The organism is Enterococcus sp. ZJ1622, from assembly GCF_011038845.1.
In the GTDB taxonomy this organism is placed as follows: Bacteria; Bacillota; Bacilli; order Lactobacillales; family Enterococcaceae; genus Enterococcus_B.
On the sequence record NZ_JAAKDW010000006.1, the window covers coordinates 179415 to 197040 of the forward strand.

13 protein-coding genes are annotated in these 17626 nt (G+C 41.2%); 11 read left to right on the forward strand and 2 right to left on the reverse strand.

Annotation, left to right across the window (positions count from 1 at the left end; translation table 11 throughout):
* Positions 1-236 precede the first annotated feature (236 nt).
* Entirely contained in the window at positions 237-5678 is a 5442-nt protein-coding gene (locus G7Y42_RS07685) for a QWxxN domain (protein ID WP_165005293.1), read from the forward strand.
* Between the two features lie 48 nt (positions 5679-5726).
* On the forward strand, positions 5727-7355 hold the full coding sequence (locus G7Y42_RS07690) for a hypothetical protein (RefSeq protein WP_165005292.1): 1629 nt from the start codon (positions 5727-5729) through the stop codon (positions 7353-7355).
* 185 nt (positions 7356-7540) lie between these two features.
* On the opposite strand, the gene G7Y42_RS07695 is transcribed toward G7Y42_RS07690, so the two are convergent.
* On the reverse strand, positions 7541-8941 hold the full coding sequence (locus G7Y42_RS07695; protein ID WP_165005291.1) for a TrkH family potassium uptake protein: 1401 nt from the start codon (positions 8939-8941) through the stop codon (positions 7541-7543).
* 159 nt (positions 8942-9100) lie between these two features.
* Here G7Y42_RS07695 and G7Y42_RS07700 point away from each other — a divergent pair, with 159 nt between their 5' ends.
* The 4 genes from G7Y42_RS07700 (at position 9101) to lepB (ending at position 12489) form a co-directional block, all read left to right on the forward strand.
* Positions 9101-9832, forward strand: coding sequence for an epoxyqueuosine reductase QueH (locus G7Y42_RS07700; RefSeq protein WP_165005290.1), 732 nt, complete (start codon positions 9101-9103; stop codon positions 9830-9832).
* A 138-nt stretch (positions 9833-9970) separates the two neighbouring features.
* The gene (locus tag G7Y42_RS07705) at positions 9971-10471 is read left to right on the forward strand and encodes an A-agglutinin attachment subunit precursor (protein WP_165005289.1); all 501 of its coding nucleotides are present in this window, start codon (positions 9971-9973) and stop codon (positions 10469-10471) included.
* Complete coding sequence (locus tag G7Y42_RS07710) at positions 10468-11238, forward strand: DUF6681 family protein (RefSeq protein WP_165005288.1); 771 nt, start codon at positions 10468-10470, stop codon at positions 11236-11238. The genes G7Y42_RS07705 and G7Y42_RS07710 overlap by 4 nt, the downstream gene beginning before the upstream one ends.
* A gap of 681 nt (positions 11239-11919) precedes the next feature.
* Positions 11920-12489 carry a signal peptidase I gene (gene lepB / locus G7Y42_RS07715; RefSeq protein ID WP_165005287.1) on the forward strand — a complete coding sequence of 190 codons (570 nt, stop codon included), beginning with the start codon at positions 11920-11922 and terminating at the stop codon, positions 12487-12489.
* Positions 12490-12539: 50 nt separating this feature from the next.
* Here the strand turns inward: lepB and G7Y42_RS07720 are convergent, their stop codons facing one another.
* On the reverse strand, positions 12540-13142 hold the full coding sequence (locus G7Y42_RS07720) for a class I SAM-dependent methyltransferase (protein WP_165005286.1): 603 nt from the start codon (positions 13140-13142) through the stop codon (positions 12540-12542).
* A gap of 127 nt (positions 13143-13269) precedes the next feature.
* Here G7Y42_RS07720 and G7Y42_RS07725 point away from each other — a divergent pair, with 127 nt between their 5' ends.
* The 5 genes from G7Y42_RS07725 (at position 13270) to G7Y42_RS07745 (ending at position 17539) form a co-directional block, all read left to right on the forward strand.
* Positions 13270-13725, forward strand: a complete 456-nt coding sequence (locus G7Y42_RS07725) for a GNAT family N-acetyltransferase (RefSeq protein WP_165005285.1) — start codon at positions 13270-13272, stop codon at positions 13723-13725.
* Between the two features lie 103 nt (positions 13726-13828).
* Positions 13829-14413 (forward strand): thymidine kinase, encoded by a 585-nt coding sequence (locus tag G7Y42_RS07730; protein WP_165005284.1) that lies wholly within the window; start codon positions 13829-13831, stop codon positions 14411-14413.
* 2 nt (positions 14414-14415) lie between these two features.
* Positions 14416-15489, forward strand: a complete 1074-nt coding sequence (prfA, locus tag G7Y42_RS07735) for a peptide chain release factor 1 (RefSeq protein WP_165005283.1) — start codon at positions 14416-14418, stop codon at positions 15487-15489.
* Positions 15482-16321 carry a peptide chain release factor N(5)-glutamine methyltransferase gene (prmC, locus tag G7Y42_RS07740; RefSeq protein ID WP_165005282.1) on the forward strand — a complete coding sequence of 280 codons (840 nt, stop codon included), beginning with the start codon at positions 15482-15484 and terminating at the stop codon, positions 16319-16321. Before prfA ends, prmC begins: the two co-directional genes overlap by 8 nt.
* Positions 16322-16513: 192 nt before the next feature.
* Complete coding sequence (locus G7Y42_RS07745) at positions 16514-17539, forward strand: L-threonylcarbamoyladenylate synthase (protein WP_165005281.1); 1026 nt, start codon at positions 16514-16516, stop codon at positions 17537-17539.
* Positions 17540-17626: the final 87 nt, after the last annotated feature.

Consider the following 17626-nt stretch of genomic DNA (forward strand, 5'->3'; position numbering starts at 1 on the left):
TTAGAGTGATTTGTCCCTCTTTTTGTAATACAATCAAAAAAAGAGAACATAAAAAAACAAATAAAAAGAAAACGCATGATGTTTTATGAAGAGATTAGATTTATAAAACAGAGGGTTCTAATCAAGTAACGCATACTAGTTCGAGTGATTGAAAAATAACAATGAAAATCGAACGTGCAGATCTAAAGTAATGAGACGGCCTTTTCTAGTAATTAAAATCGAAGGAGTGAAATGCAATGCCAAATGACATCGACCAACACAGAGCTAAAGTGGGGAAGTACACGAGTGAAACACAGACTCCATTTGGACTAGGACGCAACCAAAGAGTATTAAATGAGCTTGCTGCAAGCATGGGACAACGACCAACAAGGGAAGGTCTTAAGACTTTCAACGGGTATCTCTATGTCTATAGTATTTTGAGTGCGCTTGCAATGCCGGAACCCACACCAAATCAGTCTAAGAACACTCAGAAGTCTTCGCGTTCTACTCATAGGAGACAAGAAACGCCAGCGAATACGACAAGACATCTTCATTCAGAAAAACTACCCCACAATCAGTTTGTCACGTTGACAGATGCAGCACGGCAATGGAGCCTTGAGATCCATCAGTTAGCACAAGGAATTTCGACATTTTCGGACCATCTGCCAGAAAAAACGACGGAGTATCAGAGCGAACAAGGTGTAGGAAAGAAGAAACGCAAGCGATCAAGTTTCAGAAACATTCGTCAGACGGCGATCACTGAATCGCAGAAGCTGAATGATGACCGATCAGATGGAACAAGCCAAGTCGCTCCATCATCTTCTAAACACCCAAATAAAAGTATTTCTTTTTCTGGTAAAGACGCTGCCGACAACCTCATAAAGACTTTTCAAGCTTCATTTGAAGAAACACAAAAGCAAAGTGGTATGGCTCAAGAAGAGACCATACAGCCAATCGAAAAAGCTTTTTGGGAAGATCTAGCTACGACCTTTTACAACTTTTTCAGTCGATTCGAACACACGCCCTACAAAGACAAGCAAGCAGAAGTGTCAAGGAGTCCAGTGATGGATCATTTTATCAACTTGATGGAGCGAACATTTTCCGCTGATCCAACCCCGATAAACCAAGAGAGAACTCAAAAAAGCGGATCTGTTTTGAAACAAGAAGAAGTGCCCTTTTCTGGACAGCTTTGGCAGTTAACGAGTGAACTGGGAACTCTATTCAGTGGGTTTGTCCAAAGCTTGGATGTAATCCAACACTTAGGCGCAGAAGCTGTGCCGATTTCTGAGAAACAATACACTACACCAGATAAAAATGTGCCGACGTCTGTCCCAGTTTCGGACGGAGCGATAGAGCAGCGAGGCAATCAGCTAGAAAGCACAACTTTATCTACTATTGATCTTGAGACAGAACAAGTCCATTATATCAATGAAACGATCGTAACGGATCAGCTGCCTGCCATACGTTATCAGGAACCACTACCGGTCTTCTTTTATGATCGTGCCCTTTTTCAGAGAAAAAATGAAACGAGCCACGTGAATAAGAAACTGAAAGAATTCTTCGTGAAAGAAAAAATGGCGAACGACACCACTCCTGACAGTGAACTGCCAGAAATTGCTGAAAAATGGATGGGAGATAAAGATCTAGATAAATTGGGTCAATTGGAAAGGAAACATTTTTTGGCGTACACGCTCCTTAAAAATTATGGAATGGAAAACGTGCGGTGGGGAGAATTCATCTCGGCCAGTAAATTACAGGATATCTTTCTGCAGTGGAAGACCAATACGTGGTTAGAAGATTATACGTACAAAGAAATCACTGAAAAGACGAGCCAGTATGACCTGTCAGAAACAGAACCTGTCCTTGTCACTTCTTTTAACGAATACCAAAAAGAAAGCAAACAATTATTCAGTGAATTTATCAATGATTTACCAAGGACAATACCCAAAACCGAGGAAATCTCGCCCATTTATTATAGCGAAGAGCTGTTTGAAGCACGTGAAAAAACAGAAAAAGTGAATGAAGAAGTTTGGTCCCATCTTGTTAATCAAGATTTCGTGAAGGATATCCAAACGCGAAGGGAACTGGTCCAAAAGTTACAAGGATGGATTCTTTCAGGAGGAAATTACGAGACCATCTTAGAAAGACAACGGCAAGCCGCTGAGGTGATTTGTCAAGAATACGGGATAACAGTATTAAATATGACGCCAATCGAGGCACGGCTTTATTTGCTGCAATGGGAAAACAACAATGCACAAGCAGGTTACAGCTTTAGAAGATCCAGTGAACATGAGAATCAGGAAGTGGGCGAAAATACGACAAATAAAGCAGTTGAGACGGTATTTATCGAGCAAGAAATCGCGGCATTTCTGCAGGAAAATGACATCGAAGTCCCATTGTCAAATAAGAAACTACTTCCTGAACTTGATGAGAATCAAAAAGAGAAGCAACGTGAAAAAATCGCCTCTTTTTTGACTGGACAAGGAATTGCTTGTGAAAATCATGAACCGCAACAGCTGATCAAAGGAATCACACGCTGGTTCTTTCTTGAGGGATCAACTACAGAACCAGCTACTTCTGCCAGTACAGCACTTGAGGAGATAACTACGGAGCCAAACACTTCTGATAGCGCAGAACTTGAAGAAACGGTCTCGGAGACATCATACGTTGTCAAATTCAAACAATTAGCCAACATTATCCTTGGCAAGAAGGAAGAGGAGTCTATCTCAGAAGAAGAGGCTAGTGGCATTGTGACTCGTTGGATAATAGAGCAGGAGAGCGATAGACGATCTTCCACTGCCTTACCTGACACATCAAGAGCAAAACGATCTTTAGCTACGCAGACATCTGCACAAAAGGATGATCTATGGCAATCCCCAAAGCTGATGAGCCGAGTAGAACATTTTTTTCAGGAACAAGGGGTGTTATCTGAGAATCCAACAAAAGAAAAACGACTGATTGCCATGGCCAAGTGGCTCTTACACCAGGAGGACGCCGTTCTTCGGACAGACAGGATGCATATGTTTGCTCAAGTGATTTTGAATGAATTGAACCTTTATGGTGGTAAGCATGAAGAGAAAATCTCAGATAAAGATGCAGAAACAACAGTGATGAAGTGGTTATTTGAGAACGTTTTGGGATGCTCACTCGAAGAACATATAGCCAGAACAATGGTTACGACACCCGATCCTTCTAAGCTTGCTGTCAACCAGTTGAAAGCACAGCTTGAGTACAGTCCATATGAGGCGGGTTTGTCGTTTGATCATTTGCCATTGAAAGAGAAGATTGGGGCATTTACATTCAAGAAGCTATGGGAAGCAGCACTCGAACAAACACTGCCGAGCTTATTTCAATCAGATGATAATAACAGCAAGAAGTTGATTTCTGATCAAAAACTACTTATGCGTTTGACAGGTACAAAGCTGCTAGAACGCGAAGAGTATCGCACAAAAATCAGTGAATCCGAAAAAGAATTCTTAGGAGCCGCATTCTTGGACAGCGTAGTTGAGAAAAAGGAGCTCAGCTTCGAAGAGCTACAGGCGATTTTTATGCCTGCTTTACTTGTGACAGCACAACTGGAACCAGAGCGACTACGTGAAGCTTTGATCAAAGGGACCTACAAAGAAGTAGCTCTCAGCACTTTTATCAGTTATTGGCAAAAAGGTTATTTCAAGTTGGTAGAAAAGCAAGAAACGATCGATGATTTATTTCAAGCTTATCAAGAAGCAACACTGAAATGGCGTCGGAAACAGATGTTGGCAGAAGAAACGGTTCGTGAGTGTTACAAATCTAACGCACCGATTAAAGGGAATCCGCCGCCGCTATTGGTATATTACGGCGCGCTATCTGTGACTAAAACAGATGCTATTGCTCGCTATATAAGCGGAGGTCATCCTTGTCCGACAGCGCACTGGGAAGTTCCTAATTTAGACGAATGGTATAAAGAATCGACTGGAAAGGTGGCAGATGCTTATTCCAGATTGGATACAAAGCTGATCGAGCTTGCGTTAGAATCTATGGATCCAGATGAATCCCAGTTTCTTTTTTCAGCAGAGACTCAGATCTATGAGGCATCTGCAAAAATAAAAAGAACAAATTTCAAGCGTATTCCTATTATTGGATTGGGGGGAGATATCCAATATAAACTAGAACCGATTTATACGGATGTCAATCTGAAGAAGACCGAACTGTTTGTAGGTAAATGTGGGGATGAAGAACGAGTGTACGGGTTGAAAAAACTGGAAAATGAGGGCGGATATGTCGTTTATCGCGTAGATCAAGACCCGTCATTATACGTCAAATATCAGTTGTTCGAAATAAATAGATATGAGCCGCCATATGATACATTCTCTCTTAACATGACTCCAAATAGTGATCGATTCAAATATATGGATTCCCAAAGTATTGAGGAGGGGAAGTCATCGGTATTTGCGTTAAGGTTCAGTGACAAACACAGACGCGAACTGTATGACAAACTTTATCAGACAGGAGATGAAAAAACGCCCACAGAAAAAGTGCTTGATGCACTCACACATGTCATCCCTTTTTATGATTGTGTGACAGGAATCATCGAAAAAGATGTTGGAAAAGCAGTGCCTTCTTGTCTGATCGATGTTGTTTTATTGATTCCAGTAGTAGGAGAGGCTGTTGCACTCAGTACGAAATTTGGGCTGGGTGTGGCACGAGCGATTGCACGAGGTGGCATAAGAAGTGCTTTACGAAACAGCGGTCATTTTCTTCCTACCTCCGCTGAATTAGGGAATCTTGGGATTAGTATGGCACGTTATCTTGATCCAGGTTTCGAACTAGTAGCCGACGGAAGTAAACTGATGACGCAAGGATTAACGAAACTGAGCACTAAAGTTCAAAGTAAAGAAGCCAAAACCCTTTTAGGAAAGCTAGAAAAATTGGAGAAAGAAACGCCGATTGTTCCTGAATCTATCGTGATGGCTCACTTACCTAGAAATGGACCGGAGATCCCTGTGAAACGTGTGTCCGATCATTTATATGTACGGGTGACGAATCTGCAAACAGGGGATACTTTCGGGGATTACTATCTGTTGAAAAACAACCAGTTAGAAGTGTTTAAAGGGCCGATCTCGTTTTCAGAAGAACAGAAACGACTGATCGATATCGTGGCAATCAAAATAAAGGACAATCAGAAAGTGATCGATGAAAAAAATCTAAACCCTGCGGCTTATGGCGAAGGGCGGGTCAGGACGGTATTAGAAGAAGGGAAGCCGGACCAATTCTTGATAAAAATGAACGATCAATGGGTTTCTGTTAGAGAAACGCCAATCGAGGGACATGGTGTGCGTTATGATGCGAAGATTGGCGAAGAATTGTTTCCTGTAAACTTTAATGGGATGGAATGGTATTTCGAAGCAAAGACATCCCCCTTTATGGCAGAGGAAGTCCGTACAAGCATCGGAAAACAGCTTGAGAAGTTCGAAACTAGACAAGATCCAATGAGCCTTTCTGCACCAGATGAACGAGGATTGATACGAGATGTTTCAGGAAGAACCTATATCAAGATAGAAGACCACTATGTGCCGCTCATCTTATTGGATAAGGAAGCTGGACGATATCATTTAGTAAAAAAAAACGTGAATGAGCCAATGACGATTTTGAGATTCCATCCAGAAACTGGTCAATTCCATGTGGAAACCCCTTTGGAGAAAAAGCTGTGGCAGGAATAACGAGGTGTCAGAGAAGCAAGTTATATACAAACTGAAACAGCTAGTTCTTTGGAAAATTCATCAAAAATAGAATCGTTAAATCCAAAAATACAACTAAGTCCGTCGGATTCAGGAGGAGAATCACAGCCAGGGCCATCAAAACCAGGGCCATCAAAACCAGGGTCATCAAAACCAGGAACATCAGGAACACAACTACAAAGAAAAAATAAAATTAATGGACTGCCTGTCATCCAAGATAGAGCTGATGAATGGAATAAGTTGAGACAAGCCAAGGTATGCCTTCCAAAACAAGCAAGAAAAGTGAATTCGAAGGAAAAACCTAAAGAATTATCTGGCTTCATCCCTACTCATCCTATCGAGATTGCAGATGAAACGTTTATTGATCGTGAGTTTCTTCAGTACACATGCAAACGTCTTAGCCCTCATCCTCAGAAGAAATTTCGGGTATTTGCGGGTCTTGATACAAGCAAGACACCAGATTTTATCAAACCATTTCAAGTCGAGCTTGCACTAGAATTTGAGAATGCGAAAAGCATATATGCCAATATGAAAAGAGTCTGCCAAAGGTTATCGAGAAAGAAAGCCATTTCTGACACTCGTGAAGGTGAATACCTGATTCAAATGTTCGAATTGGTGAATGCGCCTAATCAAAAGCAGATATTGAAGAAAATTATCAAGAGACTACAATCCATAGCAGAAAAAGGAGAGCAGATCCTCCAAAAAACAGCAGATATTGGTTTTGAAAATGTTTGGATTGTGACTACTGATTTGAAATGGGACGATTTTTTAAAAAATTATGTGTCAGAGTTTCCAACAACTCAAATTACAAATGCGTTTGTATGCCCAGAAGATCCACAATGTAGAATATTCATTTTAGCAGACGCGTTCCATTTAAATCCTGATATAATGCCAGATAAACAGTTAAGAAGAATTCCATTTGAGACGATCATACATGAAACAACACATCTTGGGTCAAGGACGGGTGATCTCTTAAAATACGAGAGAAGCCCAAGAAATTTTGCTAGTAGTGGGCGAGACATTCTAAATGATTACAAAGATAGATTTAATGATGTACTATCATCTTCTGGCTTTGAGAATTTCGTGGACCGATTAGCAGAATATCAGAAATTGCCGAAGCTATCGAAAGAAGCTGTGGCGAAAGCATTGACTTCTGATGAAGAGAAAATGAAAAAGAAAATGAATATGTTACGAGCAAATTTACAAATTGAGGATGCGCAAATGGTTACGATGATTATCAGAGATCTTTCACAGGGAAGAGACTTTGACGCACGACCACGCGTGAGAAGAGACCTTGACAGCAAGAAATCAGAAGGGGACAAAGACAAAGGAATGATGTTTCTAAACTTGTCGCTAGGATTTTTGTTCAATCCAGAACAATACTCGTTAAGTCCTCACTTGAATAAGACACAAGGAAAAGCAGAGGTTGCCACAGAACATCCCATTTCACTTCATACGGAAGAGAGCACAAAGGATACTACAAATTCAAAAGGCGAAAAATTGGAGGAAACAAAGCAACTGCAAAAGAGAAGTCTATCAGATACAGTAAACAAGAGTAAAAATTTGAGCCATGCTGTCAATAACGACTTACTCAAGCAAAACGCAGACAGGAATCAAAAAAAAGTTTCTCTTTCAGTTAATGCTTCGCTCAAAAAATAGAGTTATAACACATCAGCTGCTAATATTATGGATGAACATCGAAGATAAGATGATGGATCTTCTTATCTTCGATGTTTTTTGTGATTCTAAGCTGTGGCTAGCGAACATAAAAAGCTTATCCGGACTGTCTTTTGACAGGAGCCAGATAAGCGTATCAGAGAGAAGCTTTGTAGCTATCTTCATTTTTATCCGATAATGATCTTCTCACTTGGATATTCGTAGCCCAGATCCCGGGTTTCTTTTGGAACAAACAGCATCAACGTATAAAGCATACCGATTCGACCAATGAACATCAGTGCTGCAATCGTGATCTTTCCGACTGTCGATAGGTCTCCTGTGATCCCTAGAGACAGACCAGTTGTCCCGAAAGCAGAGGTGACTTCTACGATGATCGAAATCAGTGACTGTTCTTCAGTCGCTGATAAAAAGACGATAAAAAAGAAGCACATCCCTAAAGATAGCATGAAAACAACGACTGATTTTCGTACATCATCCTGATCGATCCTACGTCCGAAGATATTGATATTGTCTTCACTTTTCAAGAAAGAATAAAGGTAAAGTCCGATGATCGCTACAGTTGTGGTTCGGATTCCGCCACCGACAGAACTAGGACTGCAGCCGATGAACATCAGCAATGAAAAAATGATCAGCGTAGTAATCTGAAAGTCTCCAAGGTCATGGATCTGCAAACCCGCATTTCGAGTCGTGATCGAATAAAACATCGAATTAATCCACTTCACACTTGTACTTGAGTTTTGGAAAAGATGATCTTTCTCAAGAAAATAGATCAGTAATGTACCGCTGATGAACAAGACGACAAATGCCAAAACAGCCAGTTTGGTGAATAGCGAAAAACGAAAAGGCAGCTTGGCTTTGGTTCTTTTGTAAAGCACCCATTCACGAAATTCCATCAATACAGGAAAACCGATCCCACCGACAAAAATTAAGAACATGATGAGGATCAAGAAAAAATAATCATGGGCAAATGGTTTGATCGAATCTCCTGTCACATCAAACCCAGAGTTCGTGACTGCTGATATCGCTTGATAAAAGCCGTAAAAAACAGCATCCCGCCAACGGTCGAAATATCCTCTGTAGTAAAAATAAAAAGAGAAGAATGTGCCGAAAAGCATCTGGAACCATAATAAGATAGCGAAGGTGATACGGATAAGCCGAACGATACCGGACAAACGTGGCTGGTTCATATCTGTCATGATCAGCTGACGTTGCCGCAAAGTGATCCTGCGTCTTGAAAAGATAACGAAAGCGGTCGAGATCATCATGATCCCCAACCCTCCTACTTGGAACAAGACTTCCAATAAGATGACACCATTGTCATTGAAAACAGAATTGATATCAAAAGTAGACAGCCCTGTCACGCTGACTGTACTAATCGCCATAAACAATAAATCGATGAATGACACATGACTGCCTGGTTCCCGAAAAATCGGAAGACAAAAAAGAATAAAAGAAAGAACTGTCATTAAAATATAGTAAAAAACAATGATTTGAATAGAAGAAAAATGGCTGGATGCGTACCGCTCTCCACGCCGTTTCAGCTTCCGAAAAACAAGATCAGCTTTCACAAGAGCTATCCTCCTTCATAGTCGTTTCTTCAAGTATACAGGGAGTAGCAACAATACTCAAAGAAATTATTAAGCACATAACACAGAGCCTTTAGGTTTTTGCAAAAATGGCTTATAATGAGACAAAACTCTGGAAAAACAGCGAGGAATAATAACAAAATGATTGATGCAGAAATAATCGTTGAAAAAATGAAAAACCAAAAAATAAACTACGACACCGTATTGAAAAAAATGATCCAGCAATGGGAAAAAGAACAAACGAAACCTAAGATCCTGATCCACACATGCTGTGCGCCTTGCAGTACGCATACATTAGAATTTATGTGCCAGCATGCAGAAGTCACCATGTTTTTTTCAAATTCGAATATCCATCCCAAAAACGAGTATCTGAGAAGGCTCCATGAACAGAAACGTTTTATTGACGAATTCAATGAAGCAACAGGGAACCAAGTGACGCTGATCGTGGACGACTACCGTCCAAGCGTATTCAATCAGATGGTCATGGAAAAAGGCTTAGCGGAGGAAAGAGAAGGTGGGGCCCGTTGCAGCGCCTGCTTCAATATGCGTCTGGACCTTGTCGCACAAAAAGCACAGGAACTAGGCTATGACTATTTTGGCAGTGCCTTGACGATCTCTCCTAAGAAAAACGCCGCACTGATCAACCAAATCGGGATGGACATCCAAAAAATATACGGGACGCATTACCTCCCAAGTGATTTCAAGAAAAACAAAGGTTATGAACGATCGATTCAAATGTGCAAAGAATATGATATTTTCCGCCAATGCTACTGTGGCTGTGTCTTTGCCGCAAAACAGCAAGGCTGTGATCTGAAAAAGGTCAACCGAGAAGCAAAAGCTTATTTAGAAGCTTCCACCGTCACATTTGAGTGATAGGATAAAAAACTATAAGAAACTTTCAGAAAAACGTAAGAAAAATATAAGGTTTTTATGATAAACATAAGAAAGAGCAGATCGCTCATTTACACAAACTGACATGATGACAAATACAACTAAAAGGAAGAGATTATGATGCGAAAAGTAGCACCTATTTTGAAGCCAATCGCTGTGTTGACAATTTCAACGATTGTCGCTACTGCCACAGGTGTCGTCAATAGTTCGAGCTATCGTGCGCCAAGCTCCAGCTCAAGTACTGTCGAAGAAACGAACACAACCTCTTCTGCAGGGGCAACATCTAGCCAAACGACTACAGAAAGCCCAGATGAAACGATGACTACGACTACAACTACAACAACATGGGAGGATACGACTGTCTCCTCTGATGATTCGATGAATATACAAGACAGCTCGAGCGAATCTACAACTACCGGAACGGACGAAGGGAATCTCGATGATTCGACGAGCACAAGTACGAGCGTAAGTACAGATACAAGTACTAGTGTACCGACAACACCAAGCAGTACACAACCAAGTGCCGGAACACAAGGGGACGCTGCCACGAAAACTGTTCCGCAAACACCCGAGACAGCTAATGTACCAACAGATAATCAGCAAGCAGGTGATACACAATGACGTTTCTATTAGATATTATCAACAGCGTCCATAAATTTTTGGGCTACTTGGATATCAGCCCAAAATATTTAAACAGAGGATATACGGTTTTGAGTGTGATTCCTACTCTATATCTTTTACGGATCATTTACGGACTTTGGCAAAATCAAAATTATCTGCAATTTTTCCTTTATGGAATCGTGTTCTTAGTGTTGGTTTATTTCATCGTCCTGAATGTATTTTATTATTTCATGGACAAAAACACGAAAGCAGATGTGACACAGCTTTTTGTCAAATATCTGCCGGATGAAGCCTTCAATATCCAAACAGAAGAAACAACGACAAGAGGCGGAAGCATCGATAAAGTAAATACGCAGGAAATCGCAGTTTCTTATGATGAAGATTATCAACTGAAACTAGCAGAAAATATGCGCTATTTGATCGAAAAAGGGGAAATCAGTGTCAACGACCTAGGACGAATGGACGGCTTTCTAGTTGATCGAAATACACTCTATCCGTATTATTACGTCAAAAAAATAGCGGATAAAGAGTATGTACTGAATATCGGGCGCAGTTATGCCGATATGGAGAAAGTCGGAAAAATCTATCTGGATTCAGAAGAAGAAACACTTGAACCAGTTGGATTATTCATCGTTGGCGGTGATTTCGTCAAAGATGGTCTGCGATACCATGAACCATATCGCTTGAAACTGATTGTCAAAAAAGAACAAAAGGAAGCGGATGAACCAGTGGTTTACAGCCGCACCCAAAGAAGAAGACGTTCTTGATAGAAGACAAAGGAGACTGCGGCTTTGACTGCAGTCTTCTTTTTCCGAATAAATGGTGTCCAAGAGATAGCCTATCGGCAATAAGGCACGATTTTGTAAAATATGGGAAGCTATTTTCGTAAATTCCTTCTTATTTCTTGAAGCTGTCCACTTCTGTCACAACCTCTCCACTAAACGGTGTTCAAAAGCTTGCATCTGCGGTAATAAGCCCAACTAAACGAAAAATATGAAGAACTATTTTTGTTTGTCTGTTCTTATTACTTGATGCAGGACAGCTTTTTCACAACCTCTGATTCACGGTGTTCTCCTGCCAACTCCTCGGGCACAAGTCACAATATTCATCAAACATGAGAAGCTGTTTGTTGAAATTGTTCCTTGTGCCTCAGAGTTGAACGGCAGGCTCACAACCTCTGATTTACGGTGTTCCAACTGCTGCTTCTCGGCAATAAGTTCACTGAACAAGAAAATATGAAGAGCTATTTTCTGTTCAGTGTCCTAATTCCTTAAAGCAGAACGCAGTTGTCACAACCTCTTTTCACCTTCACCTAAATAAGAAAGAATTGTGAAGAGCGATACTTATTCTTTCTTTTAGTTTGTAAAAAATGTAAAATAAAGAAAGTAAAAACAAATCATGCAAAAAAATAGAAAATAACTGATAGAAAAGCAAGCAGGAGGTAGATTGTGAAAGATTTTTTGAAAAACTGGGGGATACTGATCCTCGTATTGGCGGGTATTTTGCTCGCGCGAGTTTATGTATTCACGCCAGTCACTGTAAATGGACATTCGATGGACCCGACGTTAAGCGATGGACAGCGGTTGATCTCGTCGAAAATCTCGAAATATGAACGTTTAGATATCATCACTACAAAAGAACCGGGAGAAGAAGACCGGATGATCGTGAAACGGATCATTGGGATGCCTGGAGATACTGTGAAAATGGAAAATGACCAGTTGACGATCAATGGAAAAAAATATGATGAATCTTACTTAGATCAATTCAAAAAAGAGTTTGCAGAAGATAAGCTGCAGGGAGAGTATTCTTACAGCCAAGCTTTCCAGGCACAAGCACAAAGTTCAAAAAACTTTACGAGTGATTTTGAATACACTGTACCAAAAGGAAAATATCTTGTTTTGGGCGATAACCGTCTGATCTCAAAAGATAGCCGGATCTTTGGTTTAGTCGACGAAGACATGATCCAAGGAAAAGTAGTATTCCGTTATTGGCCGCTTTCAGAAATCAAGGTCATCTGACCAACAATCTAATTGAAAAAACCTGCTGCAAAAAATTGCAGCAGGTTTTTTCAAGCCTTTTTACTGATTGATAAGAAGAGCGAGGCATCTTGGTTCATGAAGATTTTTGACCCGTGATGGAAAGTATGACTTTCAGACGGGATAAAACCAGCTTCTTCCAATTGTTCTTCTAACACTTTTTGTTCGAACCCATTATGGACTTTGGGGTGGCTGATGGCTTCGTTTTTATCGAAATCCACGAGGAACAACTGACCATCAGCCGATAAATGTTCATGGAGTTTCTTCAAAATAGTGTCCGTATCCGGGATATGGAGCAATACGAGTGACAGCAAGATAACGTCTGCCTGCACTGTAGGAAACGAAACCGTGGCATCGGCATGGATCGTTCGAACGTTTTCCAGCTTTGCTTGCTGGATTTTTTTCTCTGCAGTTTCAAGCATTGCTTCTGAGGCATCTGCAATGATCACTTCTTTGAAACGTTTCGCAAGCGGCAGACTCACCAGACCAGTGCCGCCGCCATAATCCAGCAGTGTTTTTTCAGCAATGTCTTTTGGCAGTTGTGATTGGACTTCTTTTCGGATGATCTCAGCGAGTTGCTGACGTTCTGGCGAATCATAATGACTGGCCATCGAATCGAATATGTTTTTTGTCATGGGAACAGCTCCTTATGCGAATTTGCGGAATTTCGTCTATTATACTACTTTTTCTTCACATAGTACGAAGATAGAAACAAAACATGGTATACTCAATTCAAAATAAAAAATTCTTGGAGAAAACAGGATGATTCTTTTTGTAACAAACGACGAAGAAAAAAGCAGATGTGCTCAAGAGATACTGCAGGACCTCCCAGAATGGTTCGGTCTTCCGGAAGCAACAGCAGAATATATTGAAAAATCAAAAACACTTCCTTTTTGGTCTGTTAAAGAACAAGGTGAGAACATAGGCTTCATCACGCTGTCCCCTACAAGCAAAGACACCATCGAAATCTACTGTATGGGCATCAAAAAAAGTGCGCAGCGCCAAAAACTGGGTACAAAACTTTTTGAAGAGGCTGAGAATTATGCAAAAAAGCATTATAAGTACCTTCAAGTCAAAACGGTAGATGAAGGTCATTATCCAGAATACGATCGTACGATTCAGTTTTATGGATCATTAGGATTTTCCAGACTAGAAGTTTTTCCCGCTCTCTGGGACGAATGGAATCCCTGCCTGATCCTTGTAAAAAAATTGGCTTAGTTCTTTTTAGCATGTGTTCGGGAATGGATGAAAATTCTGACTGTAAAAAATAGTGAAAATCAAGTATAATACCATAGGAACAAACTGGAAGGTGAACGAAAGCATGGCACAACTATTTTTTAAGTATGGCGCGATGAATAGCGGCAAGACGATCGAGATTTTAAAAGTAGCGCATAACTATGAGGAACAAAACAAACCAGTCGTACTGATGACAAGTGGTATAGATACAAGAGACGGTGTAGGCGTCGTTTCAAGCAGAATCGGGTTGAAACGAGATGCAATGCCGATCTTTGAAGACACAGATGTATTCGATGTGATCCAGCAGATGGAGGAAAAACCTTATTGTGTCTTGATCGATGAAGCGCAATTTTTAAAAAAGAAGCATGTGATTGCGTTCACTCGGATTGTCGATGAATTAAATATCCCAGTCATGGCATTTGGTTTGAAAAATGATTTTCGAAACGAATTGTTCGAAGGTTCGAAATATTTATTGCTTTATGCAGATAAGATCGAAGAAATGAAAACGATCTGCTGGTTCTGCCATAAAAAAGCGATCATGAATTTACATTATATCGATGGAAAACCGGTCTATGAAGGAGACCAAGTGCAGATCGGCGGCAATGAAGCCTATTACCCCGTCTGCCGAAACCACTATTTCCATCCATCAACATTTATAGAAGGAGAATAAGCATGTACGATCAATTACAAGCAATTGAAGACCGTTACGAAGAACTCGGCGAATTACTGAGTGACCCAGAAGTCATTTCTGATACAAAACGTTTCATGCAATTGTCAAAAGAAGAAGCAAACACGCGTGAAACCGTCGAAGTCTACCGTCGTTACAAAGAAGTCGTCCAAGGGATCAAAGATACAGAAGAACTTCTTGGCGAAAAACTGGACGATGAAATGGCCGAACTTGCAAAAGAAGAATTATCTGATCTGAAAAAAGAAAAAGAAGAATTGGAAGAAAAAATCAAGATCTTGCTTTTACCAAAAGATCCTAACGATGACAAGAACATCATCATGGAAATCCGCGGCGCTGCCGGAGGGGACGAAGCAGCGTTATTTGCCGGAGATCTCTTCAACATGTATCAAAAGTATGCTGAAGCACAAGGCTGGAAAACAGAAGTGATGGAAACAAGCGTCACAGGGATCGGCGGTTACAAAGAAGTCATCATGATGATCACCGGAGACAACGTTTATTCAAAATTAAAATACGAAAGTGGTGCACATCGCGTCCAACGTGTCCCATCAACAGAATCACAAGGTCGTATCCATACATCGACTGCGACAGTCGTCGTGATGCCCGAAGCAGAAGAAGTAGAGATCGATATTGAAGACAAAGATATCCGAACAGACATCTATCATGCTTCAGGAGCGGGTGGACAGCACGTCAATAAAACAGCTTCTGCCGTTCGATTGACTCACTTGCCAACAGGGATCGTCGTTGCGATGCAGGATGAACGTTCCCAATTGAAAAACCGGGAAAAAGCAATGAAAATCTTGCGCGCTCGCGTGTATGACAAAATCCAGCAAGAAGCACAAAGCGAATATGATGCTAATCGAAAATCAGCGGTAGGGACAGGCGATCGTTCAGAACGCATCCGTACGTATAATTTTCCGCAAAACCGGGTAACAGATCACCGCATTGGCTTGACGATCCAGAAACTGGATCAGATCCTTGCAGGAAAGCTGGATGAAATCGTGGATGCACTGATCATGTACGATCAGACATCTAAACTGGAAGCTATGCAAAATGGGTAAGACGACCTATCGAGAAGTCCTGACACGGGCTTCTTCTTTTTTAGAAGAGCAAGGAAAAGAAGGATACAGTATCCAGTTTCTGTTTCTTGAACGAAAGAACTGGCAAAAACTGGACTGGCTCCTTCATATGAATGAACCCATCTCAAAAGAAGACCAGCAAATGATCGAGACAGACCTAAAATCACTGGAAGAAGGACATCCGCCGCAATATCTGCTGGGGTATGCTGATTTTTATGATCATCGTTTGAAAGTGACCGAAAAAACGCTGATCCCTCGCCCAGAAACAGAAGAACTAGTCGATTGGTGTTTGAACGAGATCGACGAAAAGGTGCAGAAAGTTGTAGATATCGGAACTGGAACAGGGGCGATAGCCATCAGCTTGAAATCTGCTAGAGAAGACTGGGACGTTTCAGCTATCGATTTGTCAAAAGAGGCATTATCTGTCGCAGAAGAAAATGCTGAAAAGGAACAGATAGAAATACATTTTTATCATGGAAATACCTTAGAGCCAGTCAAAGATCAGCGATTCGATCTGATCATTTCGAATCCACCTTACATCAGTAAATCTGAATGGTCACTGATGGATGAAAGTGTCCGGACATTCGAGCCGAAAATGGCGCTTTTCGCTGAAGAAGACGGTTTAGCTGTCTATCGCAAGATCGCGCAGGAAGCACCGAACGTATTGAAAGAAAACGGCGAGATTTTTTTAGAGATTGGCTTTCAGCAAGGAGAAGCAGTGAAAGAAATCTTCCAGCAGGCGTTTCCAACTAAAAAAGTAGCAATCAAAAAAGATTTATTTGGGAATGATCGGATGGTACGTATCCATCGATAATCTGTGGATGAAAAATTTTTTATTTGTTTTTTTATTATAAAAAAACACCTATTTCAAAAGGATGAAAACGAGTTTTTGGATTATCAACAGGTTTATCCACTATTGACAAATGGATTATCCACAGTCAGTGGATAACTTGGAGATAAAAAGGAATAAATCAGGATTTTAACAAAAAGGGGTTGTGGATAGACTGTGGAAACGAAACGATATAATGAAAAAGAGTTGAAGGAAGCAGCAAAGGCACTGAAGGAAGGGAAGCTAGTCGCTTTTCCAACTGAAACAGTCTATGGATTAGGCGCGAACGCGCTTTTGCCGGATGCTGTGAAAGAGGTGTTTGCCGTAAAGGGGCGCCCACAAGACAATCCGCTGATCGTGCATGTCTCCTCGTTTGAACAAGTCAAGGCGTATGTGGACAACTTTCATCCTATGACTGAGAAAATTGTGAAGAACTTCTGGCCAGGACCACTCACATTGATCTTTAAAATCAGAAAGGACGCTCTTCCTAGTGTAGTCACAGGAGGTTTATCCACAGCTGCATTTCGGATGCCGGATAACAAGAAGACGCTTGAAGTCATTGAACTTGCCGGTGTTCCTCTTGTTGGACCGAGTGCCAATACTTCAGGAAAACCAAGTCCAACTGCAGCAGAACATGTGTATCATGACTTGCAAGGAAAAATCACTGGGATCATTGAAGACGGAGCTACACGTATCGGCGTCGAATCAACGGTTGTCGATCTGAGTGATCCGACCGCACCACCGATGATCCTACGTCCGGGCGCAGTCACAAGCGAGCAGTTGGAGGCAGTGATCGATTCTCCTGTCGTTATGGATCAGCATCTGGTAAAAGAAAATGAAACGCCAAAAGCACCCGGGATGAAATACAAACACTATTCTCCGGATACACGCGTGCAGATGGTGAAAGAAGGCGATTGGACAGCAGCACTCCAATGGGCAAAGGAACAAGGTATTCGTGCCGGAGTCATCGCTGGGCCAGCAATTGCGGAACAAGTACGTGTGGACGCAGCAGCAGTGTATATGTACTACGACGAAACAGTAGAAGCTGCAGCTAAAGGATTGTTTGCCGGTTTGAGAGGCTTAGATGAGCCGACCCTAGGACTTGATCTGATTTTTGTCCAGGTTTATCCAGAAAAAGGATTGGGCAGTGCGTATATGAACCGGTTGAAAAAAGCGGCGGGCCAAAATTATTTTGAAAAATAAACAAAGGGCTATTGCTGCTTTTTCTAGTATGATACAATGCAATCAAGCAAATCTCCAATCAATGAAAAAAGCCGTACTTTTTTTGTT

Bases quoted from the DNA above. Each gene is read 5' to 3' on its own strand.
- G7Y42_RS07685 (WP_165005293.1), top strand. From the start codon at position 237: ATGCCAAATGACATCGACCAACACAGAGCTAAAGTGGGGAAGTACACG.
- G7Y42_RS07700 (WP_165005290.1), top strand. From the start codon at position 9,101: ATGATTGATGCAGAAATAATCGTTGAAAAAATGAAAAACCAAAAAATA.
- G7Y42_RS07705 (WP_165005289.1), top strand. From the start codon at position 9,971: ATGCGAAAAGTAGCACCTATTTTGAAGCCAATCGCTGTGTTGACAATT.
- G7Y42_RS07710 (WP_165005288.1), top strand. From the start codon at position 10,468: ATGACGTTTCTATTAGATATTATCAACAGCGTCCATAAATTTTTGGGC.
- G7Y42_RS07720 (WP_165005286.1), bottom strand. From the start codon at position 13,142: ATGACAAAAAACATATTCGATTCGATGGCCAGTCATTATGATTCGCCA.
- G7Y42_RS07725 (WP_165005285.1), top strand. From the start codon at position 13,270: ATGATTCTTTTTGTAACAAACGACGAAGAAAAAAGCAGATGTGCTCAA.
- G7Y42_RS07730 (WP_165005284.1), top strand. From the start codon at position 13,829: ATGGCACAACTATTTTTTAAGTATGGCGCGATGAATAGCGGCAAGACG.
- prfA (WP_165005283.1), top strand. From the start codon at position 14,416: ATGTACGATCAATTACAAGCAATTGAAGACCGTTACGAAGAACTCGGC.
- prmC (WP_165005282.1), top strand. From the start codon at position 15,482: ATGGGTAAGACGACCTATCGAGAAGTCCTGACACGGGCTTCTTCTTTT.